At 69.9% G+C, this 24,835-nt stretch carries 13 protein-coding genes; 1 reads left to right on the forward strand and 12 read right to left on the reverse strand.

All coding sequences use genetic code 11. From position 1 onward, the window contains the following. Positions 1 to 12: 12 nt before the first annotated feature. The 12 genes from EIZ44_RS18735 to EIZ44_RS18790 all read right to left on the reverse strand — a co-directional run bounded on the left by EIZ44_RS18735 (position 13) and on the right by EIZ44_RS18790 (position 23,381). Positions 13 to 444, reverse strand: a complete 432-nt coding sequence (locus EIZ44_RS18735) for an acyl-CoA thioesterase (protein ID WP_037812894.1) — start codon at positions 442 to 444, stop codon at positions 13 to 15. Continuing rightward, positions 441 to 5,648, reverse strand: a complete 5,208-nt coding sequence (locus EIZ44_RS18740; RefSeq protein WP_167754193.1) for a type I polyketide synthase — start codon at positions 5,646 to 5,648, stop codon at positions 441 to 443. Before EIZ44_RS18740 ends, EIZ44_RS18735 begins: the two co-directional genes overlap by 4 nt. Next, positions 5,645 to 6,577 (reverse strand): RnfABCDGE type electron transport complex subunit D, encoded by a 933-nt coding sequence (locus EIZ44_RS18745; RefSeq protein WP_134730099.1) that lies wholly within the window; start codon positions 6,575 to 6,577, stop codon positions 5,645 to 5,647. The genes EIZ44_RS18740 and EIZ44_RS18745 overlap by 4 nt, the downstream gene beginning before the upstream one ends. Then, positions 6,574 to 8,487, reverse strand: a complete 1,914-nt coding sequence (locus tag EIZ44_RS18750) for a CRTAC1 family protein (RefSeq protein ID WP_134730101.1) — start codon at positions 8,485 to 8,487, stop codon at positions 6,574 to 6,576. Before EIZ44_RS18750 ends, EIZ44_RS18745 begins: the two co-directional genes overlap by 4 nt. Further along, complete coding sequence (locus EIZ44_RS18755; protein ID WP_134730103.1) at positions 8,484 to 9,416, reverse strand: DUF1702 family protein; 933 nt, start codon at positions 9,414 to 9,416, stop codon at positions 8,484 to 8,486. Before EIZ44_RS18755 ends, EIZ44_RS18750 begins: the two co-directional genes overlap by 4 nt. Further along, positions 9,416 to 10,684, reverse strand: a complete 1,269-nt coding sequence (locus tag EIZ44_RS18760) for an ABC1 kinase family protein (RefSeq protein WP_134662213.1) — start codon at positions 10,682 to 10,684, stop codon at positions 9,416 to 9,418. Before EIZ44_RS18760 ends, EIZ44_RS18755 begins: the two co-directional genes overlap by 1 nt. 291 nt (positions 10,685 to 10,975) lie before the next feature. Continuing rightward, positions 10,976 to 12,094, reverse strand: coding sequence for a cobalamin-independent methionine synthase II family protein (locus EIZ44_RS18765; protein WP_134730105.1), 1,119 nt, complete (start codon positions 12,092 to 12,094; stop codon positions 10,976 to 10,978). A gap of 220 nt (positions 12,095 to 12,314) precedes the next feature. Next, positions 12,315 to 13,337, reverse strand: a complete 1,023-nt coding sequence (locus tag EIZ44_RS18770; RefSeq protein WP_037812899.1) for an LLM class flavin-dependent oxidoreductase — start codon at positions 13,335 to 13,337, stop codon at positions 12,315 to 12,317. A gap of 28 nt (positions 13,338 to 13,365) precedes the next feature. Further along, entirely contained in the window at positions 13,366 to 15,498 is a 2,133-nt protein-coding gene (locus tag EIZ44_RS18775; RefSeq protein WP_134730107.1) for a N,N-dimethylformamidase beta subunit family domain-containing protein, read from the reverse strand. 115 nt (positions 15,499 to 15,613) lie between these two features. After that, positions 15,614 to 15,898: a DUF1905 domain-containing protein gene (locus tag EIZ44_RS18780; protein ID WP_037813387.1), complete on the reverse strand. Its 285-nt coding sequence runs from the start codon at positions 15,896 to 15,898 to the stop codon at positions 15,614 to 15,616. Between the two features lie 155 nt (positions 15,899 to 16,053). Continuing rightward, positions 16,054 to 19,722 (reverse strand): CARDB domain-containing protein, encoded by a 3,669-nt coding sequence (locus EIZ44_RS18785; RefSeq protein WP_167754194.1) that lies wholly within the window; start codon positions 19,720 to 19,722, stop codon positions 16,054 to 16,056. 74 nt (positions 19,723 to 19,796) lie between these two features. Continuing rightward, on the reverse strand, positions 19,797 to 23,381 hold the full coding sequence (locus tag EIZ44_RS18790) for a discoidin domain-containing protein (RefSeq protein ID WP_134730109.1): 3,585 nt from the start codon (positions 23,379 to 23,381) through the stop codon (positions 19,797 to 19,799). A gap of 355 nt (positions 23,382 to 23,736) precedes the next feature. On the opposite strand from EIZ44_RS18790, the gene EIZ44_RS18795 reads away from it, so the two are divergent. Next, positions 23,737 to 24,744, forward strand: a complete 1,008-nt coding sequence (locus tag EIZ44_RS18795) for a LacI family DNA-binding transcriptional regulator (RefSeq protein ID WP_037812904.1) — start codon at positions 23,737 to 23,739, stop codon at positions 24,742 to 24,744. Positions 24,745 to 24,835: the final 91 nt, after the last annotated feature.

Genomic DNA, 24,835 nt, shown 5'->3' on the forward strand with positions numbered 1-24,835 from the left:
CAGCCCAGCTTACTACGCGATTTTCAAGTACGGCGTCAGGGCCGTCCGGAGCTGCTCGGGGACCGGGACCGGTTCGAGTCCGGCGGGGCCGCGGGTCATGCAGGCGACCGACTGGTGCCCGCGCGCCACCAGCTGCGGCACCGCGACCTCGGTCCGGTAGTAGTCGAACGCCATCGCCACCCGGTGGCCCTCGAGTTCGGTCAGGGTCATGCGCAGTTCGACGACGTCCCCGGCGGTCAGTTCGCCGAAGTACTCGCAGCCGCAGCCGGTGGTGACCACGGCGAAGCCGTCGGTGAGCGAGGCGAGGACGTCCGGGGCGTGCTCGGCGAGGAACCGTTCCCGGCAATGTCCTTGCCAGCGAACGTAATGCGCGAAGTAGACGTTGCCGACGAGGTTGGTCTCCTCCAGGGTGACGGGATGGCGGTACCGGTAGGCGGGGGTCATGCGATGCCGACCGTGAGCAGAGCGATCGCGACTGGCAGCGGGTAACCGTCCACAGTGAACACTGCGGAGGCGATCCGCGCGCGGCCCGCGGCGAGGACGAGCCAGCCTCCGTCATACGCTCCGGAAAACCTTGCCTCCGAAGGATTCGCGCTCACCTGGGTCAGGCACCGCGTCACTGTCGAGACCCGCGCGGCCAGGCGTTCGGGCGACTCGTCGCACGGGCCTGAGAGCACGCGGAGCAGCCTGGGGTCTGGTGGTTCGTGTGGTTCCACGAATTCCCAGGCACAGGCGGCCGGGCAGGAGCTGTCGGCAGCCACGCTGAACGGTTCGCCGATCGATATGCGCAGCGACGGATCGAGTCCGAGCGCCACCGCTGTCCGCGTGATCGCCACGGACAACAAGGACGCGGGCCACGGCCGGTCGTCGGGCAGTGAGCCGGTGTCGGCCAGGCGTAAGCCGGTCCAGCGGACGGCGGTGCGGCCGTCCGCGTCAGTCGCCGCGACGTTCCAGGTGTAGCGGCCGTCTGCGGCGTCTTGTTCGGTGCCGCGGAGTTGCCACGGGCCTGCCGCGCGCGGGTCGAAGTCGACGCGGTCGCAGGCGACGGGCAACAGCCGACGCGTCGGGACGCAGGCTTGGAGGACGTGCACGGTGGCGTCGTGGGCGGCCGGGTCGCCGAGTACCGAGGCGAACCAGGGCTCGTCGTTCGGGGTGATCGTGGCCAGGCAGGACCACGGGTCCGGGACGGCTGCCGAGGTGACCCGGCGGAACTGTCCTTTGTGGAACAGAAGCCGGTCGTACAGTTCGGTCGGCTCGATGCGGCCGTGGTCGGGGACGACCGGCGGCGCAGTGTTTTCGCTGGTAGACAAGGGGAAAGTGGCAGTGAAGTGGTCTGCCTGGAAGGCGGATTCGGCACAGCGCAACACGGTGGTGATCACGTCGCCGTCCCGCAGCGCGCAAACTCGGACAACGTGCTCGCCGGTGTCGGGAATGATGATTGGCCGGTCGAACTTGACGTCGCACGCGGTCGTCAGGGCCCGGTCAGCGACCGCAGAAGCGGCCTGTGCCATGGCTTCCAGCCCGACGACGGCGGGCAGCAGGATTGCTCCGTCGACCCGGTGACCGTCCAGCCACGGGTCGGCGCGGAGGGAAAGGGTGGCGTCGGCGACGAGTTCGACGCCGGGGTGGCCCGCTCGGATCCGCTCCAGGAAGCGGCCGGTTCCGGCCGGGAATTCAGCGCCGAGCCGTCCGTGCACGGACACGTCGGCGGGGGTCGACGGCACGCGCAGCAGCCGCAGGAACAGTTCGGTTCCGTCCTCGACCGGGATCGGCGTGGCACCGGAGCGGGCGAGGGCTTGCGCCGCGCCCATGCGTTCGGCCATGCCAGCACCCGACCACGCGGACCAGGCGATGTCGAGCACTCGGCAGGACGGCACCTCCCGGGCGAGCCGTCGAGCCTCGGCGCGCAGGAGGCCGTTGGCCAGCGCGTAGTGGCACTCCCCCGCCATCCCGGCCGACCCGATGACTGAGCCGAACGTGACCAGCAGCCGCAGCGATTCGGGCGGGACGGCGGCGAGCAACGCGCGCAGACCGGTGACCTTCGGACGCAGGTGAGCGCGGATCCGGTCGGGCGTCAGGTCGGCGAATCGGGCGGGTTCGTTGATGCCGCTCGCGTGCAGCAGGGCGGTCACCGGGCCGGTTTCGGCGGTGAGTTTTTCCACGGCGAGCGCGACGGCATCCGGGTCGCCGACGTCGGCGGCCTCGTAGGCGACGCGGATCCCGTCCGCCCTCAGCCGGTCCAAGTTGGACTGGAGGAGTTCGTCGGTCTCCGGATGAGAGCGGCCGAGAAGGGCGAGCGCGAGCCCCGTTTTGCGGGCCAGGGCGTGCGCACACTCGTAGCCGATGCCTTTGCCGCCACCGCTGACCAGGAGCACGTCTTGCTCGTCGAGGAGGGTTTCGTCCGGCTCCGCGGCGACGAGTTGCTCGCGCGGTTCATACCAGGAGCCGTCCTCACCGAGGACTAGTTCGCGGAATCGGCCGGGCTCGGCGTGGAGTGCTGAGAAATCCGCGGTGCCGGCCGGGACCTGAGCGAGGGTGATGCCGATCCCGGGGTGTTCCTGGTGCAGCGAACGGAAGAAGCCGCTGAGCGCGCAGTCGTGCGTCACGACCACGAGCGCCTGATGGCGCAGGGCTTTCCGCCCGGCGTCGAGCAGCGCCTCGACGTCTTCCGGGTCGGCGAGGCACACGGTTTTCGTCGGACGCCACGGTTCCGGCCGGGCTGGGGCCAGGACCTCGGTAAAGCAGCCGGTCCAGGGCCGCACTCCCGGGGTCTCCACGTCGGGTTCCGCGGTCTCCGGGAGCCGTTCGATCTCCGCGATCACCTCGCCGACCGAGCTGTCGGCGAACGCCATCGACACCGACGGGAGCTTCCGGCCGAGCGCCGACGCCGCCTCCACGACGAGCTGGGTCGCCCGGAGCGAGCTCAGGTTGAGGTCGGCGAGGAGGCGCGCGTCGGAGCCGATGAGCGCTGCGTCGAGTTCGGTGGCCTCGGCGAGCAAGCCGGTGACGGTCGCGGCGGCGTCGCGAGCCGGAGCAGCGTCGAGCGCTTCCCGCGGCTCAGGGATCGCCGAGGGTGCTGCCGAACACGGGTTCGTAAGGAACTCCGGTTCGTGGTCGAGGTCCAAGGGACGCGCGGCGCGTCCGGCGAACCAGCGGGCGAGGTTCGCGACGGATCCGGCGGCGAACAGTGCGGCAACGGAATCGGCGGCTGCCCGGTCGCCGGATGAGCCGATGTCCAGGCTGACTGCCTCCCGACCAGCCAAGGTGCTCAGAGCCCGGCCGGGGCCCGCCTCGACAAACAGGTCCGCGTCGACGGCCTGTACGGCGGTCCGGAACTGCACCGGCGCGCACAACTGCCGGACGAGCAGTTCGCCGAGATCATCCTCGTCGGTGAGCGGGCGGCCGTACACAGTGGACACCACCGTGCGCCGCACCGGAGCGAGCCCAATGCCCTTGAGGAACGCACGCCACGGCTTGGTGCAGGCAGCCATGGCGGGGCTGTGGAAGCCGTGCGACACCGGAAGCCAGGTGACGCGGAACCCGCGCCGCTCGGCTGTTTCCGCCACCGTCTGGAGTTCGGCCACCGAACCGGAAAGCACCTGCGACAGAGCGGAGTTGTCGGCGGCCAGCACGACGTCCGTGCCGGTACAGAGCGCCTGCGCCTCGTCCGCGCTCGCCGCGACAGCGAGCATTCCGGTGCCTGACGTGCCGTATTTGCCCATGATCCGGCCGCGTTCGACGGCCAGCCGTCCACCGTCCTCGGCAGACAGACAGCCCGCCCACGTGAGCGCGGCCAGTTCGCCGAGACTGTGTCCAATCGCCGCGCTCGCGGTGACGCCAAGCTCGTCGAGCCGCGCGAGCGCCGTGCGGCAGGCACGGTAGATCGCGGGCTGGGCCAGCGTGGTGTCGGCTGGTTCCGCGCCGCTCGCGCCTTGTCCGGGGAACAGCAGCGCGACCCGGCCTGGTACGGCGTTGCCCAGCCAGCAGCCCGGGGATGCCGCGAGCTGACCGTGGGGCAACGACGGCACCTCGGCTGCTGCACGGGCAGCGAGAGAACCCAGCTCGGCCGGGGTGTGGGCGACCAGCGCGGCGCGGACGGGCCCGGCGGTGCCCAGGCGTCCGTACTGGCAGGCGAGGTCGTGCAGTTCGGCTCGTGACAATCGCGGCGCTGCTTCGGCGATCCGGGTTAGTTCGGCGGCGACGAGAGCGGGGTCCGGTCCGCTGACCGCGATGACGTCGAATTCCGGAGTCGGCCGATCCGCCACCGACGACCGCACTGGCCGGGTCCGCGCCGGAGAGCCCAGCACGACGTGGGTGTTGATGCCGCCGAACCCCATGGCGCTCACCCCGGCGAGGCGGCGGCCCTCCGGCCAGGGCTCTGCCTCCAAGAGCACCCGCAGGGTCTCCCCCAGCGCCGGATGCGGCGTCGCGCAGCCGGTGGTCGGCGGCAGCAGCCCGGAGGACACGCTCAGCGCGGCTTTCACCACCCCAGCGGCTCCGGCAGCTGCTTTGGTGTGCCCGATGTTCGCTTTTACCGAGCCGAGCGCGGCGGCCGACGAGGCACCCGACCGGGCCCGGTTCAGCGCTGTCAGCTCGACCAGATCCCCGACCGCCGTTCCGGTGCCGTGTCCCTCGTACAGTCCGATCTCGGCGTGCTCGATCCCGGCCATCTCGCCCGCGCGGCGCAGCGCGAGCAGCTGCCCGTCCGGCTCGGGCCGGGTGATGCCGCCGCGGCCGTCCGAGGAAACGCCCCAGCCGAGGATTTCCGCGTACACCGGCAGTCCCGCCGCGCGGGCGTGCTCGGCGCGGGCGAGCGCGAGCATTCCGCAGCCCTCGCCGGGCCAGAAGCCCGCCGAACGCTCGTCGTAGATCCGCATCTCCTCGGCGGCCAGCGCACCGGTCTTCGCGAAGCCGACCAGCTCGAACGGGTCGAGCGACAGGTCCACTCCCCCGGCCAGCGCGAAATCGGCACTACCGTCTCGCAGCGCGCGGCAGGCGGTGATCACGGCGAGCATGGACGAGGCGCACGCACCGTCCACTGTGTACCCGCCGCCGTGGAAGCCGAAGTGGTTGCAGATCCGGCCCGCGATGGTGTTGGCGAGGCTTCCGGCCAGCGTCTCGTCCCCGACCTCGGGAAACGCTGCCAGGTACCGCTTTTCCACTTCCGCGAGGTCGACCTCGGACAACGTGACGCGCAGGACGTCGCGGACGTACGGCCAGCGCAGCCGCAGGGTCCGGGCGCGGGTCACTTCGCCGGTGAGGCTGTTGCCGACCACGACGGCCACCCGGTCCGCGTCCAGGCCGGCACCTCCCGGATGACCCGCGTCCGCCAGCGCCCGGTCCGCGGTTTCCAAGGCCAGCCAGTGCGCGGGATCGGCGGCGCGGAACGTCGAGCCGGGGATCCGGAACGCCTCCCGATCGAAATCCCAGTCCGCCAGCACCGCGGCCTGGGTGCTGTAGGTCCGGTCGGGGACGCTGGCGTCGGCGCTCCAGTAGTCGGCGAGGTCGAGGCGTCCCGGCGGCAACTGCCGGAACGCGCGGCGCTGGTGGAGCACGGTTTCCCACAGCTGCGCCGGATCGGCCGCGTCCGGGTAGCGGCAGGCCATCCCGACGATTGCGATCGGCTCGCCGGGTTCGCGGCGGGTCATGCGGGCTCCCGGGCCGGGACGGGCTCGGCAGCGGTGCGCGGCGCCGGGACCAGGACCGTCCATTGCGGACTCTTCCGGGCGGCGATCGCGAGCGCCGCGGCCCGCAGCGCGCAGGTGATCGTCAACGCGAAGAACAGGCCGAACACGACGTGGAACTGCACGAGCACGCCGTACACCGCGGCGGTGGCGAGCCCGAAGTACACCTGGTTCCGTCGCGAGGACGGCGTGGTGCCCGGGTCGGTGATCATGTAGTTGGTGAACAGGACGAACGCCGTGCCGGTGATCGGCAGCACCGCGCTGACCAGCGAGATATCGGTGAACAGCGCGCGCAGCAACGCTTGGCCGAGGAAGCCGCCGACCCAGCCGAGGATCAGCGGGACCTTGCCGGTGAGCTTGGCGTTCAGCATGGTCCCGGCGACCAGCAGCAGGGCGGGCACGAGCGCGCCCCACCAGCCGGTGACCCATTCGGTGAACTCGTACGGCGGCGCGATGCCGACCCAGCCGAACAGCAGCAGGACCACCACGATCCCGACGTTGCTCGGGTTCAGCACGTGCCTGCTCTTGCCGCCGATCCGCACCCGCACGAGGTACTTGGAAGCGACCCCGACCACCGCGGCGAGCACCGTCGGCATGAACCGGTCGTTGGCGTACAGGAGCATCGCGCACGCCATGCCGGTGATGTAGGCGGGGAGCAGGAAATCGACCACCGCACCGGGTTTGCCGAGGTAGCGTGGGCGACGTTCGGCGGCCGTCGCCTCCACGGACTCCAGCACGATCTCCGCGGCCAGCGCGGCGAACACGGCGACCACCGGGGTCAGATACGCCTGTTCGAAGCCGAGCACGGTGTGCCCGAGCACGGTCAGCACGGTGATCGACGCGCCGAACCGGCGCAGGGCAGCGGAACGGCGTTCGCTCGGCGACTTGGTCACCGGTCCTCCTCGATGGTGCCGTCGGGGTTGAGCCGCAGCTGGTGCCAGCCGGGCGGAAGCGTCACCGAACCCTCGTGGCGGTGTCCGCAGCCGTCTCGCCACGCCAGGCGGACCGGCAGTGTGGACGGTGGCTCGCTGCCCAGGCCGAAGTGCAGGTCAGGGGCGTTGACGCCGTTGTGCCCGTTCGCCGGGTACACCTGTTCCAGCCGCTTCCCGCCACCGGGTGCGGCGACCTCGGCCTCGGCTCCGATGGCAGGCGAAACCGGCCCGCCTGTCCCGCACGCGGTGCCGCCGACGGGTTTTCGCAAGCGCAGTCCGAGGAAGGCACCGGCCGGCGAGGTGTTGCGGTACAAAGTGGACGGTGCCCACTGATTGGCGACGACGAAGTCGAGCCGCCCGTCGCCGTCCACGTCGCCGACCGCGAACGCGCGGCTCACCGCGTCGGTCCCGACCCCGACCCGGTCCGCGACGTCCACGTAGCGGCCGTCCGCGCCGCGGGCGAAGAACGAGTTGTGATCATGCCCCGACAGATCGGTCCCCTCGGTGAATCGCGGCCATAACGCGGGGTGGCTCAGCACGAGGTCGTTCGACATCGCGGTCTCCTGCAGTTGCGCCCACCGGTTCACCTCGCCCGCGACGAACCCGGTCGCGTGCATGACCTCGTCGGAACCGGAGTTGGCGAAGTCAGCCGCCTTGACATCCCACGACCATCCGGTGCGGGACAGGCCGAGATCCTCGCTGCGGTCGTCGTAGGGTGCTACGCCATCGCGCAATCTGGCGGCTGTCTGTGCGCGGTCCATACTGGACTGATAGGCGAAGTTGCTTTCCTGCAGCGCGTACGGCTCGGTGATGTTGCTGACCAGGATGTCCGGGACGCCCTTCGCGTCGAGGTCGGCGAAGGCCACGCCCATGCCCTTGAACGAATCGTTGCCCAGCACCTTCGATTTCGGTGTCGTCGCGTGCCTGGTCCCGGTCGCCGTGCGGAACGCGACGCGGCCCGGAGCGGACTCGTTGACCAGCAGGTGATCGGGGCCGAAGTCGTTCGCCACGTAGAGATCCGGCAGCCCTCGGCCGCCGATGTCCTGGGCGCCGAGCGCGAGCGCCCACCCGGTTCGCGTCTCCGGCGGGAAAGCGTCGGGCACCTCGGCGAACCGCCCGGGTCCGCTGGAGCGGAACAACCGGAGCGTGCCCCCGTTCGCGGCGTGCGACAGCGAATCGTTCATCGTCAGTTCCGGCTGGTGCGCGGTCGGATCGAGCACGCGTGCGCCGTCCGGGAAATAGTTGCCGAAGACGAGATCGGTGTGCCCGTCGCCGTCGAAATCGCCGATGGTGGCGGCGTTGGTGTTCCAGACCTGCCACGGGCTGACCAGTTCGCGCGCGCGGAACGCGGCCGCGGACGGCGCGGCCCCCGGCAGGCGCTCGAAGACGACCGGGGACCGGCCCCAGTAGTAGACGACGACGTCCTGGCGGCCGTTCTCGTCGACGTCCGCGGGCAGGCAGCCCATGGGTGCCGCGAAGGACGGCATCTCCAGCCCTGACGGCGTCAGCGCGAACGGCTGGTATCGCGCACCGGTGCCGGGGGCAGGCTCGACGGTGACCGTGTCCGTGCGTGGGTCTACCAGGCAGATGTCGTGCGCGACCGGGCCGCCGTCCGCGGCGAACAGGGCGGTCGCCGCGCCCACGGAAGAGATCCACGACCGGATTTGTTCGTAGGCCGGGGCGACGGTCCGCACGTGCCGTCCGCCGGGCGCGTTGTCCGGGCTGACCGGCGCGGCGGCGAACGAGAACTGGTGCGCCAGCTCGGCTTCCTCGGCTGAGGACGACTGCGGAACGACCGTGAACGCGAACACCGCCGCGCAGCCGAACAACGCGACCACGCGAGCGAGGTGCCGGCGCAGAAAAGGCCTCATCGGCTCTTCCTCTCCCAGAGATACCGGATTTCCGCGCGCCAGCGCTGGTAGTGCGCGAGCGTCGACGGAGCGGGCAGCCGGCCGAGCGCCTGGTCGGTCCAGTCCGCGGCGGCGCCGGTGCTGGTCCCGGCCAGCACCTCGGCCGCTTTGTCGGTGTGCGCGGGCACGATTCCGCTGACCCGCCGCGCGGCGCAGGCGAACGCGCAGCCCTGCGCCAGATGCGCGCGCAGCGGCCCGGACAGGTCGGCGAGCCGGGCGAGTTCCCCGGCGTCGGCACCGCCTGCGTACGTCGCGGCGAGGCCGACTCCACTCCACAGGTCAGCCTGCCGTTCGACGGGGAATTCCGCGATCCGCAGCGCGACGCCGTCCGGGTCGGCGCATTCGCAGAACCACAGCGCCCGGCCGAGCCCCTGGTCGCGGATATGCCGCGGTCCGGGGCCGATCCCGGGTTCGACGCGATGGCGGCCGACGGTCCGATCGGTGTGGAAAAAGCCCTGGTGGAAGCCGAATCCGTCCCAGGCCAGCCACCGCAGCAACGGATCCGTTCCCGCGTTCCGCGACGGGCGCAGCCGCAGCCGTGCATAGGCCCAGCCGATGCCGACGTGCACGAGGTGCGGATAGTCCGCGGCCGGTCCGTTCAGCAGGGCCGCGACCCGCCCGCGCCGGGCCGGGAGGAGCAGGTCCAGCAGGGCGCAGCCCATTCCCGCACCCTCGAGCGCGAACCCGCGCAGCTCCGGTTCGAGCGCGGACACCCGCTGCCCGAGCGCGTCCCGGTCCGGCTCGACCGAGGCGTTCAGTCCGGTCAGGAACGCTCGCCCGGACGCTTCCAGGACACCGCGGGCGGGGCCGGGACGAAGCCGGAACCGGCGCAGCCCGAAGTCGACCTGCCTCATGTCCTGGCGCAGCGCCCTGGCCACGACGCCGGGCATCACCGCGTTTCCTGAGGCATGGCGACGACGCGTTCCATCAGGGCGGTGACCAGCATGGGCCGGGCTTCGCGCTGGAAATCGACGTCGGGATGGAACTCGCGCACTGTGCCCTCCAGGACCAGCAGGGACAGAATCGGGAACACGAACTGCGGATCGGCGTGGAGACCGTGGCGGCGCTGGAGGTCGAACAGCTTGGCGGCGAACGAAACCAGGTCGAAGTCGGCCGCGCTGCGCCCGGTGTGCTCCTCCACCAGTGCGGACAGTTCGGCGCGGAATCCCGCGGGGTCGGACCCGGGCGGTGCCGTCGCGGTCGACAGCACGATGTCCGCGCAAGCCTCACCGTCGCCCTGGCTCATGCAGTAGAAGAACGCCGCGAACTTCTCCCGTGCGGACTCGGACAGCTGGACGGTGAAACCCGCGTCCAGCACGACGATCGAACCGTCTTCCCGGAAGTAGAGGTTGCCGGGATGCAGGTCGCAGTGGACCACGCCGTCCAGGAACAGCATCCGGTACACCGCGCGCAACGCCGTGACCACCGCGTTCCGGCGCTCCTCCTCGCCGAGCTCTTCCGGACGGCGACGCGCCAGGCCGTCCAGGAAGTCCATCACCAGAATGTCCTCAGTGGACAGTCCGCGATGAACTCCGGGCACCGTCACTCCGTCGGCGGTGCTGAGCGCTTCGCGGAAGCCTTCCAGCCGCTCCGCTTCCCGCGTGAAATCCAGTTGCGCACGAATGCTTTCGGCGAGTTGCGCGGTCACCGCGTTGACCGGCGCCCCGCGCAGTATCGGCAGTCGGGCCGCCAAGCGTGCGCCGCATTCCAGCATCGCGAGATCGGCCGAGAGGGACCGGACGATCCCCGGCCTGCGCACCTTGGCCGCCACCGTCCGGCCGTCCGGGAGGTCCACCCGGTACACGCAGGCGATGCTGCCCGCACCGACCAGCCGCGGTTCGGCCGCGCCGAACCGCAGCGCGGGCGGCATCGTGCGCAGCGGGGCCGGACGAACCTGGTCGTGCAACCGGGAAAGCGCGCGGCATCCGCTCGGCGGCAGGAGGTCCGCCCGGGTGCTCAGAAGCTGGGCAGCCTTCACGAACGCCGGTCCCAGCGCCACCACGGTGTCCGCCAGCCAGACGTCCCGGTCGAACCGTTCGCCGCGCAGCCACGCCGCTGCCCTCGCCGGTCCCAGCAGCAGCGATCGTCCGGCGAGGACCGCCAAAGCCCGCGCCGCCCGCAGCGCCACCGCGCCGCCGCTGATTCTCGAAAACGTCATCTCTCCCCTTCGCCGTCCGGCCGCACTGCCGACGACCGACGTTACAACCAGTAGCGCAGCGAATGCACGCTGTTACTGCAAGACCATCCGTTCCAGCGAAACCGGGCCAGAAACACCCGGCCGGGCAAGCCGTTTCCCTTTCGTGGCCGGGAATCCGGTCCGGTTTGCTGCGCATGGTCGGCCGCGGGTCACCGCCACCGCCTCGTCCGCACCCTCGCCTGCCCCGATCCAGGCACGGAAAGGCACGGTGCGTAGCGACCGCCGGGCGATTTCCCTTACCGCGCGCGATAATCAGTCGACAGCGGCGGCATGGTGCGCATCCTGGCCAGTGCGGGCAGCGGGAAAACCGACGCCGAGCTGTTCCGCCGCGAGCGCGGTGCCTTCCAGCCGCGCGCGGATCTTGGCGAACGCGGTCTGCCGCGAGGTCGACTGGTCGTCCGCGAACGGGGAAAAGCCGCAGTCGTCACAGGTTCCGAGCTGCTCCACCGGGATATGACGAGCAGCACGCAGAACCCGATCGCGCACCTCTTCGGCCGTCTCCACGCGCGGGTCGATCGGGTCGATCACCCCGACGAACACGCGAACGCCCGGCCTGAGCTGATCCGCGATGACGCGCAGGACCCGGTCCGGATCGGGCTCGCTGGCCAGTTGGACGTAGAAATTGCCGACAGTGTGCCGGAACAGCGTCGGGAGCAGGTCGGCGTAATCGACGTCGAGGCTGTGCGTCGAGTCCAGGTCGCCGCCGGGGCAGGTGTGGACGCCGATGCGCGCCCGCTCGGATTCGCTGAACCTCGCCAGGACCCGGTTGTTCAGCTCGACGAAATCGCGCAGCACCTGACCGCTGGGATCGAGTTTGAGCGACAGGCGTCCCTCGGTGAAATCCAGCTGGACGACGTGCGCGCCCGCGTCGAGGCACCCGCGGATATCGGCCTCGGCCCCGTCGACCAGGTCCTCGAGGAATTTCTCGCGCGAATAGCCGTCGATGCCCGAGACCGGGTAAAGCAGCGACAGCGCGGAAGGCGCGATAACCGCTTGTTTCACTGGAATATTCGTGCACTGCCGCGCGGCCCGCACATACTGCTCGGCGTGCTCCTGGTAACGGAACGGCCCGGACGTCAAACAGGGCAGCTGCCGCTGGTGGCCGTCGGCGAACGGGATGACGACGCCGTCCGCGGAAAGGTTGCCCGAGCCCGCGATCGGGTAGGTGACGAAGCTGGGTTTGCGCTGCTCGCCGTCGGTGACCACGGTCGCGCCCAGCTCCGCTTGCGTTTCGATGGTCTCGCGAACGGCCCGGTCGAGAACGGAGGCGAAGGCCGCGTCGCCGAGCTGCCCGCTTTGGCGCGCGGCGAGAGCGCCGAGCAATTCGGGCGAACGCGGGATGCTGCCGATGGGTTCGGAAGGAATGGTCATGCGGCGAGCCTAGGAGCGGCGACACGGAGCGGAACAGGAAAGAAACACCGGAGAACGCCGTTCTCCTTCTTTCGAGCCATTACCGGTTCGAAAGTGTTGACACGGCAGTCCGGCAAGAAAAGCGCTTTATTGGCGCAGTGCAAAAAGCATTTTCACCAGCAACACAAAACCGAGGGGGCGGCGGCCTGTTCCAGCCGCCGCCCCCTCGGTCAGCGTGCGCTCAACGCCAGCCCAGCTCCGGAGCGACGTGCGTCAGAATGCTCTCCAGCACATGGGCGTTGTAGTCGACACCCAGCTGGTTCGGCACGGTCAGCAGCAAGGTGTCCGCGGCCTGCACGGCCTCGTCCTCCTTCAGTTCCCGCACCAGTTCGTCCGGTTCGGCGGCGTACGAGCGGCCGAAGATCGCCCGGGTGTTCTCGTCGATCATGCCGATCTGGTCGCGCGAGTTGCGGTCGCTGCCGAAGTACGCGCGGTCCAGGTCGTTGGTCAGCGCGAAGATGCTGCGGCTGACCGAAACGCGCGGCTCGCGTTCGTGGCCCGCCTCCTTCCACGCCTCGCGGTAGGCCTCGATCTGCTTGCGCTGCTGGACGTGCAGCGGTTCGCCCGTCTCGTCGTCCTTGAGCGTGGAACTCTGCAGGTTCATGCCGAGTTTCGCCGCCCAGACGGCCGTCGCGTTCGAGCCCGAGCCCCACCAGATGCGGTCGCGCAGCCCCTCGGAGTGCGGTTCGAGGCGGAGCAGGCCCGGCGGGTTGGCGAACATCGGCCGCGGATTCGGCTTCGCGAAGCCCTCGCCTTCGAGGAGCTTCAGGAAGACCTCGACGCGGTCGCGGGCCATGTCCGCGTCGGTCTCGCCCTCCGCGGGGGCGTAGCCGAAGTACCGCCAGCCGTCGATCACCTGCTCGGGGGATCCCCGGCTCACGCCGAGCTGGAGCCTGCCCCGCGAGATGAGGTCGGCGGCACCGGCGTCCTCGACCATGTACAGCGGGTTCTCGTACCGCATGTCGATCACGCCGGTGCCGATCTCGATCTTCGACGTCCGCGCGCCGATGGCCGCGAGCAGCGGGAACGGGCTGCCCGCCTGCCGCGCGAAGTGGTGCACGCGGAAGTACGCGCCGTCGACGCCCAGCTCCTCGGCCGCGACCGCGAGGTCGATCGACTGGTGCAGGAAGTCGGCGGCCGACCGGGTCTCGGAGTGCGGGCTCGGCGACCAGTGGCCGAACGACAGGAAGCCAATGTTCTTCACGCATCGTCAAACGTTCAACTACCCCGTCTCATTCCCTGGCCGCCGCCGCGGCGGCGGAATGTGCCGGTGCGGGACGGCTGAGTGCCCGGTCGACCACGTTCCGCAACACCTGCGCCACCACCGGGTCCACCCGGACGGCGCCGTTGAACGTCAGCGACGACGCGCTGAACACGAAACCGCCGCCGGGCAGTTCCTTGCACGCCATCGCGGCGCCCGCGCGGTCGGTCGGGTTCGTGCCCTGCGCGATGACCCCGCTCGGCGGCACCTCGCCGTCGAGGCCTTGGAGCGTGTCGAACTCCCAGGCGCTCGCCGCGCCGTTGCGGCCGTGCGCGCCGAACTCGCTGCCGACCGTCAGGCCGGTCCCGGCCAGGAACGGGTGGTCGCGCAGGACGCGGTACGGCGCGAAGGTCATCCAGCCGTCGTACTCGAAATTCACCCCGAGCAGCTGCGACTCCGGCAGGTCGTAGTGGTCGAGGAACAGGTCGCGGCTGCCGTCGGCGGCACGGAACGTCAGCGTGGTGCCCGCGGCGTCGAACTCCGCGCGTTCGTAGATCTGGTTGCCGCCGGTGGCGATCACGCTGCCGCCGGCCGCGAGGTAGCCGGCCAGGTTGGTGCGCATGGCCATCGAGAAGTACTCCGGGTGCGAGCCGAGCACGACGGCGCTGTAGTCCTCGAGCCAGCCGCCGGTGTGCAGGTCGTGGTCGGTGTAGCAGTCGAACCCGACCTGCTCGGCACTCAGCCAGCGCAGCAGCTCCAGATCGCTGTAGAGCTCCAGGTCGTACTGGCCTTTCGGCGCGATCAGCCAGGTGTAGCTGGGCCGCAGGAACGAGATCACCCGCCGGACGCCGGCCTGGCCCTCGGAGTACTGGTCGTGCCCGCTCCAGCCGTTGTACGCGTGGTAGGTGTTGGTCGGCAGGACCACGGCGATCTTCTGCGCGGGCGCCGCGGGCCGCACCACGAACGGGATGTGCTGCACCCGGCCGTACCGGCCGGTCAACCGCGCGGCGTACACCCCGGACGGCCAGGTCGCGGGGATGTCCGCGGCGTAGCGCTCGGTCCAGCCGCATCCGGCGGACCGGTAGTTCGCGCCCACCATCTGCAGGCCGCCGGTGACAGTGGTCGTGCCGGTGACCGCTTCCGGGGTGTCCCCGCCAGGCGCGACGCGCACGAGCTGCGCGGTGACCGTGCTGAACGCCGTCGACACCGCGATGGACACCCGCCCGCCGGCGGGCACGCTCTGCTGCTGTGGATACCCCTGCAACCCGGCACTGCGTTCGACGGTGAACCCGTGCCCGACGACGATCCCGGTGCCGTTGTTGATCCAGCGCGGCCCGCCGTCGGTGTCGACCGTCTCGTGGTTGGTGAGGCGCAGTTCGACGAGGTCGCCGTCGTCGCCCGGCACCGTCGAGTGGTCGATCCGGATGAGGTAGACCGCACCGTTGCCGCCGCCGGCGAACAGGTCCCGGCGGAACAGCTCGAACCAGTCGTTGTCGCCGATCGCGATGGGCTGCCCGTTGTTCGCCCATCCGCTGCCGTCGCGGTAGCGGAACCAGGTGAGCGCGCCGGTGCCGCTGACCGCGTAGATGACGTTCGCGGTGTCGGAGAACAGATAGCGCGCGACGTTGAACCCGTCGCCGAGCGCCTGCGGCGTTTCGAAGGTGCCGTTGATCCGCCGCGACCGGTACAGGATCCCGTTGGCGTCCACGCACCAGATGACGCCGCCCGGGCCGCCGAAAATGCGCGGGAAGGCGTTGAATCCGGTCCCGACGACGACCCCGGTGCCGTTGTTGGCCCAACTGCCCGCGCCGGTGTCCAGGTTGGTGACGAGCCGCTGGTAGTACAGCACCGTCCCGTCCGCGCGCACGCCGTAGAGGACGCCGTTCAGATCGCCGAGCACCGTGACGAAGTCCTGCCAGCCGGACCCGATCAGCAGCCCGCTGCCCTGGTTGGCCCAGTCGAACGCGCCGGTGGCCCAGCCCCGGTGCCGGTACCAGTAAAGGGCGCCGTCCGCCTGCACGGCGTAGACGATCCCGTCGCCTCCGCCGACGAGCCTGCTCCAGCGCTGGTGCGGATCGAACGCTCCGGTTTCCAGCGCTGCTTCCGGACGTGCTTCTGTCGCTTCGGCGATCGGCAATGCCGGACGGCCGCTGAGAATCCCCATGTCTCCCCCAGGAGTTCGGTGTGCGTCCCCTCGCACACGTCTGATGGGGTAAACGCTCGTCCGGCCGCCGGGCGTTTACCCGGCGGCCGGACTACCACCCGATCAGCCCAACGGCTCAGCGGGCGAGGCGTTCGAGCAGAACGACGGTCACCGTGTCCCCGGCCTCCTTGCCGATCGCTTTCCGCAGCGAGGCGTTGACCGGGAGTTTGTGGGTGCCGTCGCCGAGCGCCATGAAGGAACTGCGGAACGGTTCGCCGTCGACGGTGCCGCGGACCTTCACCAGGCCGCGGGTGCCGAAGAACTCCGCGGACCCGGGCCAGATCAGGTACGTGTGGCCGCCCTTGGCCGGGCTCTTGCGCAGGGTCGCGGTGAATTTCTCGTCGAGTTCGCCGGTCTTCATCGGGTTCTCCTTCGGATCGGGCGGGACGTTCACCTCGAGGTACGAACCTGGCCGCGGGATTTCGACACGGTACCGGCAGATCCGCGGAAATACCCTGGATCGCGCACGCCCGGCGCCGGAACGGTCACCCGTCCCGGCGCCGGACCGCTCCCCCTTTACCGCGTCCCGCGCCGGCCCCGCGCCGCCGCCGGGACTGGGCCTCCGGTGATCGTGAACTGCGAGCCCGGTTCGCGGACCACGTCGCCGGCCGACGAGTTCGTGATCGTCACGTTCGACAGCGTCGCGCTGCCCCGGGCGCCGCTCATCGCGAGGATGCCCGCGCCGTTGTTCGACTTGTCGATCTTGACGTTGCTGATCGTCACATTCGGCATCGAACCGCCGCCCGTTTTGAATTGGATTCCGTCGTAGGTCGAATCGTGGATTTCCGTGTCCCGCAGCACGATGCCGGGGATGTCCTTGCCCTGGGCGAAGAACGTGATCGCGCCGAATTTCTGCTGTTCGCCCCAGAACACTCCGCCGCAGCGGTACAGGGCGTTGTTCGCGATCAGGGTCTGCCCGGAGAACGGCAGCGGGTCGTGGTCGGTCGCCAGCATGATGCCCGGGTAGTTCATCGTGTCGGAGACCAGGTTGTTCTCGATCTTGTTCCCGTACCCGCCGTAGACCGCGATTCCGTTGGCCCGCCACGGAAGCTGGACGGTGTTGTTGCGGAACACGTTGTCGTGCGCGATGTCGACGGCCGGGTCCTTCACGTACTGGTTCGCCCAGACCGCGAGCGAATCGTCGCCGGTGGTGCGGAACGACGAGTTCACCACCCGCGAGTTCCGGGTGCCGTTGGTGAAGTTGATGCCGTCGGCGTAGGTGTCGCGGATCCGCATGCCGCTGAACTCCAGTCCGTCGGCCGGGCCCCACAGCGCCGGGATGTTGCTGTAGTCCCGGCCGACCCACACGCCCACGTTCGCGTGCTCGATCCACACGTTCGAGATCTTCGTGCCGGTGCCGAACCGGCCGTTCAGCCCGACGCCGCCTTCCGCCCCGCCGTCACCGCCGCGGATCCGGCCGGAGCCGAAGATCGCCAGGTCGGAGATCTGGACGTTCTTGTCGATGTCGAACCCGAAATTGCCCTCGTGCGGATGGTTGATGCCGCCCGCGTCCTGCGGCTGGATCAGCGAGTACAGCTGCGAATACCACATCCCGGCGCCGCGGATGGTGGCGTTCGAGATGCCGATCTGGTTGTACTGCCCGCCGCCGTTGGGCACGTTCGGGTCGTCGGTCAGGATCTTGCGTTCCTGCCGCCACTGGCCCGGCGGGATCCAGACACAGCTGATCACGCCGTTCTGGTCGTCGGTGACCGCGCGCTGGATCGCCGCCGAGTCGTCGATCCCGTCGCCGGGCACGGCGCCGTAGTCGGTGATCGACGTGCATCCGGCCGGTTTCGGCAGAGCCGGTGCGACCTGTTCGAGGTCGATCAGGTCGATGACGTAGTACGCCGCGGTGTCGCCGTTGTCGCGTTGCAGCTTGAACTTCGTGCCCGGCGGGTACGACTGCGTCAGCAACGCGTGCGATTCGTCGAACAGCCGCCGCGCGTCGCCGCCGGGAGTGTTCGTCAGGCCTTCGGGATCGTCGGTGGTGCCGTAGAGCCAGCTGTGCGTGGACGACAGGTTCAGCTTCTGCGCGAAGGCGCCGTTGACGTACAGGCTGATCGTCGCGTCCTGTCCCCCGCCGCCGGGCGCGTCCGGGATCGAGTTGCGGACCACGATCGAGTTCGCCTGGTTCGTCGAGGTGAATTCCACGTACTGGCCCTGGTTCGCCAGGCGCACGGACTTCCGGCCGGACGATTCGGTCGCGAAGTTCGTGTGCCCGAACGTCCGCAGCGGATCGGTCTCCAGCAGCTGGCCTTGGTACTGCGCGGCTTCCGCTTCGTACTCCACGTACGGCAGCGCTGCGCCTCGGCCGACCACCATCGCCTGCGAAAGCGTGTTGTTGGCTTCGTTGGTTTCCTCGACCGTGTCCGTCGCGTCGGCCGTCGCGGTGAGGGTCGCGTTCGCGGCGGTCCAGGTGCCGGCCAGTGCGACGTTCGCCGTGGCCCCGGCTGCGATCGCGGGGGTGTCGCCGTTCAGAGTGGTCTCGCCGGCGGTCAGCCGGGTCACCGAGGCTCCCGCGCCGCTCGTGCCGCGGTTGTGCACGGCGACGGTGAACGACACCGGCGCGCCGACGGCCGGGTTCGGCGGGTTCGACGTGATGCCGGTGACCTCGAGATCCGGTCCCGGGGCCTGCGCGATCACCAGCTGCGTCGACGCGGTGAACGTGTTGTTGGTTTCGTCCTGCTCGATCACCGAGTTGGCCGGATCGACGGTGGCGGCCACGCGGTAGGTGCCCTGCGGTCGCTTGCCCGCCTGCACGGTCACCGTGGTGGACGCTCCGGCGGCGAGTGCGCCGACCGGCGCGGACCCGAGGACGGTGCCGCCCAGGCTGACGTTGACCGTCGTCGCGGCGGCAGCGGCCGAGCCCGCGTTTCGCACGGTCGCCGACACGGCGAGGTCGCTGCTTTCCGTCGGGTTCGACGGGGTCCAGGCCGTGTCGGTGACGACCAGGTCCGGGTTGGGCGCGGGCGTGCCGAGTACCTGGAATTCGGCGGCCTGTCCGCCGGGTGCGCCGGAGTTGGCGAAGAACCGCAGCTGCACGTCCGAGGCGCGGCCGGTGACCGGGATCGTCACGATGTTCTGGTTGGCGGCCGGGTCGAAGCGGTAGTCGGCTCGTGCGGACAGCGTGGTGAATTCCCCTGCGCCCTGGGCGCGGCCGAGGATCTCGAAGTTCTGCGTCCGCGCGCCCCAGATCGGGTCCGGGTTGAGCTTCACGACGACGGAAGACAGGTCGGCGTCGGCGCCGAGCTTTACTGTCAGGGTGTTCGGGTAGCCTGCGGAAGACTCCCAGTAAGTACCCGTGTTGTTGTCATTCGCGTTGGCGGCCGCGAACGCGCCGACCGTCGAGGACGCTTCGATCGGCTTGCCCGCGGCGAGGTTCTGGCCGGTCTGCGTCCCGGCCCGGACGACGTGGTTGCTGTCCGCGGACTCGTTCCCGGCCGCGTCCTTGGCGCGGACGAAGTACTCGATCCGCGTGCCCGCGGGCCGGTTCTCGGTGAACGCGGTGCCGGTGACCGTGGTGACGGGCGTGCCGTCGCGGTAGACGGTGTAGCCGGTGACACCGACGTCATCGGCCGACGGCGACCAGGTCAGCTTGACCTGCCCGGAGGCGGGTTCGGTCAGCGTGACGTTCGCGGGTGCGGTCGGTGCCTGCGTGTCGCCGGTGTCCGGGCCGTACAGCTCGAACTCCGAGAGCTGCGCGGCGGACCACTGCGTGTTCGCGGTGACGTCCAGCCGTACGTAACGGGCGGACGCGGTCACCGGGATGGTCACCGTGCCGGAGGCGAACGTGTAGCCGGTCGAGCGGACCAGGTCGGTGAAAGACGTGCCGTCGGCGCTGCCGCGCACGGTGAGCGTCTGGGTGCGGGATTCCCAGGTGGCAGGCAGTTTCAGCACGATCCGCGAGAGTGCCTTGACGGAGCCGAGGTCGGCTTGGATCCATTGCGGGAAGGCGTTGTTGGCCGATTCCCAGTAGGTGGCTTGGTTGCCGTCGAAGGCGTTGGCGACCGGGTAGCCGGGCTGCACGCTGCTCGCCGAGACCGTGCGCGTCAACTGCACGTCGGCGGCGTTCGGAGCCGGACCCGGCGAGGGGCCGCCGGCCGCGGCGGCTGGGGTGAGGCCTGCCGCGAGCAGCCCTGCGGCGAGGAATCCGGTGACGAGCCGGGACAAACGCATGCGTGTCATGGCATCTCTTCTTTCGCGGGGACGGGGAGAAGGGACGGGTGCCCGCCGGGACGACCGGGCGGGCACCCGCGCGCTCAGCTGCGGTTGATCGTGAACGTGGTCGTCGTGTTCCGGATGTCCTGGTCGTTGTCGCTCAACGCGAGCCCGGTGAACGTCGCCGACCCGACCGCCGGGCCCTGGCCGGGTTCGGGCAGTTCGTTGGCCCAGATCCCGATGCCGGACTTGGCGTCGAACTCGTCGCCGCTGCGGTGCGCCCCGCTGATCGACACGTTCGTCAGCACCGTGTCCTGGACCGGGTTCTCCGGCTGGCTGCCGTCGTATTTGGTCTGGAACATGATGCCGCTGTAGGTCGGGCTCTGGATGTCCACATCGGACACCCGGATGCCGCGGAACTCCTTGGACGCGGAGAACATCCAGATCGCCGGGAACGTCTGCTTGCCCCAGAAATGGCCGCCGGTGCGGACGAGCGAGGCGTTCTGGACAGTCGTCGGCTGCGGGCCGAACCCGAGGAACGGGTAGCCGAAGTCGAGCGAGCTGAGCGTGATCCCGGAGTACGTCAGCGTGTCCGCGATGTAGAGGTTCCGGAAGGTGTTGTTGTACCCGCCGTACACCGCGATGCCCGCCGCGCGCCACGGGAGCAGCACGGTCAGGTTCTCGAACACGTTGTCGTATTGGTTGCCCTGGTTGAGGTCCGTGGCGGCGAACAACGCGAAGCTGTCGTCGCCGGTGGACCGGGCCTCGTTGTTGGTGACGTGGTTTCCGGTGCTGCCGTTGGTGAAGTTGACGCCATCGGCGAACGTGTCGCGGATGCGGGAGTTCTTCACCGTGGAGTTGTCCACATTGGTCGCCCAGAGCAGGCACATCTGGTGCTCCACCCAGATGTTGTCGATGGTCATGTTCGTGACGCCGGTGAAGTTGAAGACCTTGCCCGGGCCGTCGATGCGGGACGTGTAGTTCCCGAACACGGCGAACCCGCTGAAGGTCGACCCGCTCGCGCTGGCCTGTGCGTCGAATCCGATGTCGGTGTTCTCCTGCCCGGCCGGCGCGGTGAACCTGGTGAACCACGGCCCGGCGCCGAGCACCGTGACCGGCTTGCCGTACACGGTGACCTTGCTCGTCATCGGGTACTGCCCGGCCGGAAGGTAGACGCCGGTGAGGTTCGGGTCCTGGCGGACTTTGTCCAGCGCGGCCTGCACGTCCTGCTGGCTGAACCCGGCCGGGACCGCGTAGTGCGCCGGATCCGGGTTCGCGGTCGCGGCGGCGAGCTCGAAGTTCACGAAGTCGATCGCGTAGTTCGAGCTGTTCGCGGCGTCCTTCTGCAGTTTGATCTTGTGCCCGGCGGGGACTGTCGTGCCGAGCAGCATGCTGGCCTCGTCGTAAATGTGGCGGGCCGGCCCGGCGCCCGGCGAGTTGCCCGGCGAGGCTTCGGCGCCGTAGAGCCACGCGTAGTGCGAGGTCAGGTCGATGGCCTTGAGGAACGTGCCGTCGACGTAGACGTTCAGCGTCGAGTTCTGCCCGCCGCCGCCCGCGGCGTCCGGCATCGAGAACCGGGTGACGAGCGTGTTGGTCGCCGCGCGCGTAGTGAACTCGACCGAGGAGCCGGTCGCGTTCAGCGTCACGGCTTTGCGGCCCGACGCCTCGCCCGCGAGATCGCCGATCGTCCGATTCGGACCGATCACCGCCGCACCGCCCGCGACGACGCCGTCTTCGGCTTCGTACATGTCGTACGGCATGTTGGCGCCGCGGCCGACGAACAGCGATTGCGTACTGGTGTTGTTGCCCTGCTTAGCCGGAAGCTCGTTGGCATCGTTCGCGACGACGGTCTTCACCGTGTACCGGCCGTTCGCGGCGGTCCAGTTCCCGAGGTTGACCGACGCGGTATCTCCGGGCGCGAGAACACCGGCGGAGGTACCGCTCAACGTCTTGACGACCGTGCCGTTCTGGTCGGCGACCGTGACCGTGACGCCGTGGCCACCGTCCGCCGAGGCGACTGTGCCTTGGTTGCGCAGGGTCGCGGTGAAGGTCACGGTGTTGCCCGCCGCCGGATTGTTCGGCGACCACGCGGTGGCCGCGACGAGGTCGGAACTCTGCACCGGGCTGACGACCAGCGGCGCCGAACTGGTGTAGGAGTTGTTGTCCTCGTTCTGCTCGACGACGGTGTTGGCCTCGTCGACCTTCGCGGTCACGTCGTAACTGCCCGCGTCCCGGGCGCCGATGTTCGCCGACACCGTCGCGGACGCTCCGGCCGCGAGCGCGCCGACCGCCGCCGTGCCGACCTTCGTCTTGCCCAGGTACAGGTTGACGTCGGTCGCGCCCGAGGCGGCCGTCCCGGCGTTGCGGACGGTCGCCGACGCCGTGATCGCGTCGGTCTCCACCGGTTTCTGCGGCGTCCAGGACACGGCCGAGACCGTCAGATCCGGGTTCGGCGCGGGCACGCCGAAGACCTGGAATTCCGCCGCCTGACCGCCGCCCGCGCCGGAGTTGGCGGTGAAGCGCAGGCGGACGTCGCTGGCCCGGCCGCTGACCGGGATAGTCACGAGGTTGCCGCTCGCCGGGTCGAACGTATACGGCTGCGCGGGCACCAGCGTGGTGAAGTCCGTCGCGCCTTGGTCGCGGCCCTCGACGGCGATCGTCTGCGTCCGCGTGCTCCACGCCGGGTCCGGGTTGAGCTTCACGACGACCCGGTCGAGGTCGGCGTGCGCGCCGAGCGCGACGGTCAGCAGGTTCGGGTACGCCCCGCTGCCCTCCCAGTACGTGGTCACCGAGTCGTCGTTGGCATTGGCCGCGACGTAGGTCTGCTGGGTCGACGAGGCCGTGATCGGCTTGTGCAGCGCGAGATTCGTGCCGCTCTGGGTGCCGTTGCGGGTCACCGTGGCGCTGTTCGCCGACTGGTTGCCCGCCGCGTCGCGAGCGCGCACGTAATACGCGACGCTCGCGCTGGCGGGCTGATTGTCGGTGTACGTCAGCACATCCCCCGCGACGCTGCCGCGGAGCTGGCCGTTGGCGTACACGTCATAACCGGTGACGCCGGTGTTGTCCGTGGACGCCGACCAGGTCAGCCGGATCTGGCCGCTCGCCGGTTCGGTGTAGGCGAGGTTGCCGGGCGCGGACGGCGGCTGTGTGTCGCCGCCCGCCGGGCCGTGCACCTCGAATTCCGACAATTGCGCGGCGGGCCAGCCGGTGTTGGCGGTGATGTTCAGCCGGACGTAGCGCGTGTTGCCGGTGACGTTCACCGTGACCGTGTTGCCGGTCGCCGGGTCGAACCGGTAACCGGCCGACGGCACGAGGTCGCTGAAGCTCGCTCCGTTCGCGCTGCCCTGCACCGCGAAGGTTTCGGTGCGGGCTTCCCAGTTCGCGGGGAGTTTGAGCACGAGCTGGGCGACGTTCGTCGCGGCGCCGAGATCGGCCTGAATCCATTGGGGGAACTGATTGTTCGCGCTTTCCCAGTAGGTGGCCTGGTTGCCGTCGCCCACGTTGGCGACGGGATAGCCGGGGAGCTGGCTGCTCGCGGTGTACGTCGCGGTGGCGGCTTGGGCGGCGGGCTGGACAGCTGGCTTGGCGGCGAGGGTCGGCGCGGCGCTCGCCGGCCAGGCGGGCGCGGTCAGGAGCAGGGACAGGGCGGCGATCGCGGCGCGCGCGAGCAGTCGCTTCGTTCTCATGGGGTTCCTCTGATCCAAGGAGGAGGGAGACGACTCGGGCAGAAGCGCCCCGCGTGGCGCGGGACGGCGGGGACCAGGAGCGGACCGGCGGGGCGCCGGGTCCGGGGGCGCACGAGAACAGCGCGGAGCAGTCGGCATGGCACCTCTTCGTTGAGGCTGGGCAGGACGCTGGCGCGATTGCCCGGGATCTCGTCAGGTATTTTCACTGATTCGTTCAAGAATTACAGCCGACCGCCGCCGGTAAGTCAACGCCGTTCGTCGATCTGCGGCGTGCGCGACCAGCGGTTTCACCGGGAGAGCAAGCAAACCGCCCGCTTCGTCGGAAACTTGCGCTGGTTTGCGGTAACTTTCACTCATGACACGTCGTCTTGCCGAAGTCGCCCGCCAGGTCGGGGTCAGCGAAGCCACGGTCAGCCGGGTGCTCAACGGCAAGGCCGGGGTGTCCGCGAGCACCCGGGCCGCCGTGCTCACCGCGCTGGACGTGCTGGGCTACGAGCGGCCGACGCAGCTGCGCGGCGAGCGGGCCCGGCTCGTCGGGCTGGTGCTGCCCGAGCTGCAGAACCCGATTTTCCCGGCATTGGCCGAGGTCATGGGCAATGCGCTGGCGCAGCAGGGCTTCACGCCGGTGCTGTGCACGCGGACCGCGGGCGGGGTGTCGGAGGCGGAGTACGTCGAGATGCTGCTGCAGCAGCAGGTGTCCGGCGTGGTGTTCGCCGGCGGGATGTACGCGCAGGCCGACGCCGCGCACACGCACTACCACCACCTCGTGGAACGCCGGCTGCCGACGGTGCTGATCAACGCGGCGGTCGACCACCTCGGGCTGCCGCAGGTGTCGTGCGACGACGCGGTGGCCGTCGAGCAGGCGGTCGGGCACTTGAGCTCGCTCGGCCACGAAAAGATCGGCCTGGTGCTGGGGCCGAGCGATCACGTGCCGTCGCGGCGCAAGCTCGAGGCGTTCCGGGTGCACGCCGCGAAACTCGGGCTCCCGGTGCTCGACGAGCTGGTGGAGCACGGGATGTTCTCCATCGAAGGCGGGCACGCCGCCGCGGCCCGGCTGTACCCCCGCGGCGCCACGGCGGTGCTGTGCGCGAGCGATCCGCTGGCGCTGGGCGCGATCCGCGCGGCCCGGCGGCAGGGGCTGTCCGTGCCGGGCGACATTTCGGTGGTCGGCTACGACGACTCGGCGCTCATGAACTGCACCGACCCGCCGCTGACCACGACCCGCCAGCCGATCGAGGCGATGGGCCGGGCGGTGGTCGAACTGCTGGTGAAACGCATCAACGGCGGGGAGGTCGCGGTGGAGGAGCTGCTGTTCGCGCCGGAACTGGTGGTGCGCGGGTCCACCGCTCGCCGGACAGCGTGAGCGGCTGTTCATAAATTGCAGATTCTCATCTGATTCTTGCGGAGACGCCGTCTGCGGCTCTAGGGTGACCGCCATCACCTGCTGTGCTCCC

Source organism: Amycolatopsis nivea (assembly GCF_004522235.1).
Classification (GTDB): domain Bacteria; phylum Actinomycetota; class Actinomycetes; order Mycobacteriales; family Pseudonocardiaceae; genus Amycolatopsis; species Amycolatopsis nivea.

Coding starts and splice junctions, on each gene's coding strand:
- EIZ44_RS18735 (WP_037812894.1), bottom strand. CDS start 444: ATGACCCCCGCCTACCGGTACCGCCATCCCGTCACCCTGGAGGAGACC.
- EIZ44_RS18740 (WP_167754193.1), bottom strand. CDS start 5,648: ATGACCCGCCGCGAACCCGGCGAGCCGATCGCAATCGTCGGGATGGCC.
- EIZ44_RS18750 (WP_134730101.1), bottom strand. CDS start 8,487: ATGAGGCCTTTTCTGCGCCGGCACCTCGCTCGCGTGGTCGCGTTGTTC.
- EIZ44_RS18755 (WP_134730103.1), bottom strand. CDS start 9,416: ATGCCCGGCGTCGTGGCCAGGGCGCTGCGCCAGGACATGAGGCAGGTC.
- EIZ44_RS18760 (WP_134662213.1), bottom strand. CDS start 10,684: ATGACGTTTTCGAGAATCAGCGGCGGCGCGGTGGCGCTGCGGGCGGCG.
- EIZ44_RS18765 (WP_134730105.1), bottom strand. CDS start 12,094: ATGACCATTCCTTCCGAACCCATCGGCAGCATCCCGCGTTCGCCCGAA.
- EIZ44_RS18775 (WP_134730107.1), bottom strand. CDS start 15,498: ATGGGGATTCTCAGCGGCCGTCCGGCATTGCCGATCGCCGAAGCGACA.
- EIZ44_RS18780 (WP_037813387.1), bottom strand. CDS start 15,898: ATGAAGACCGGCGAACTCGACGAGAAATTCACCGCGACCCTGCGCAAG.
- EIZ44_RS18785 (WP_167754194.1), bottom strand. CDS start 19,722: ATGACACGCATGCGTTTGTCCCGGCTCGTCACCGGATTCCTCGCCGCA.
- EIZ44_RS18790 (WP_134730109.1), bottom strand. CDS start 23,381: ATGAGAACGAAGCGACTGCTCGCGCGCGCCGCGATCGCCGCCCTGTCC.
- EIZ44_RS18795 (WP_037812904.1), top strand. CDS start 23,737: ATGACACGTCGTCTTGCCGAAGTCGCCCGCCAGGTCGGGGTCAGCGAA.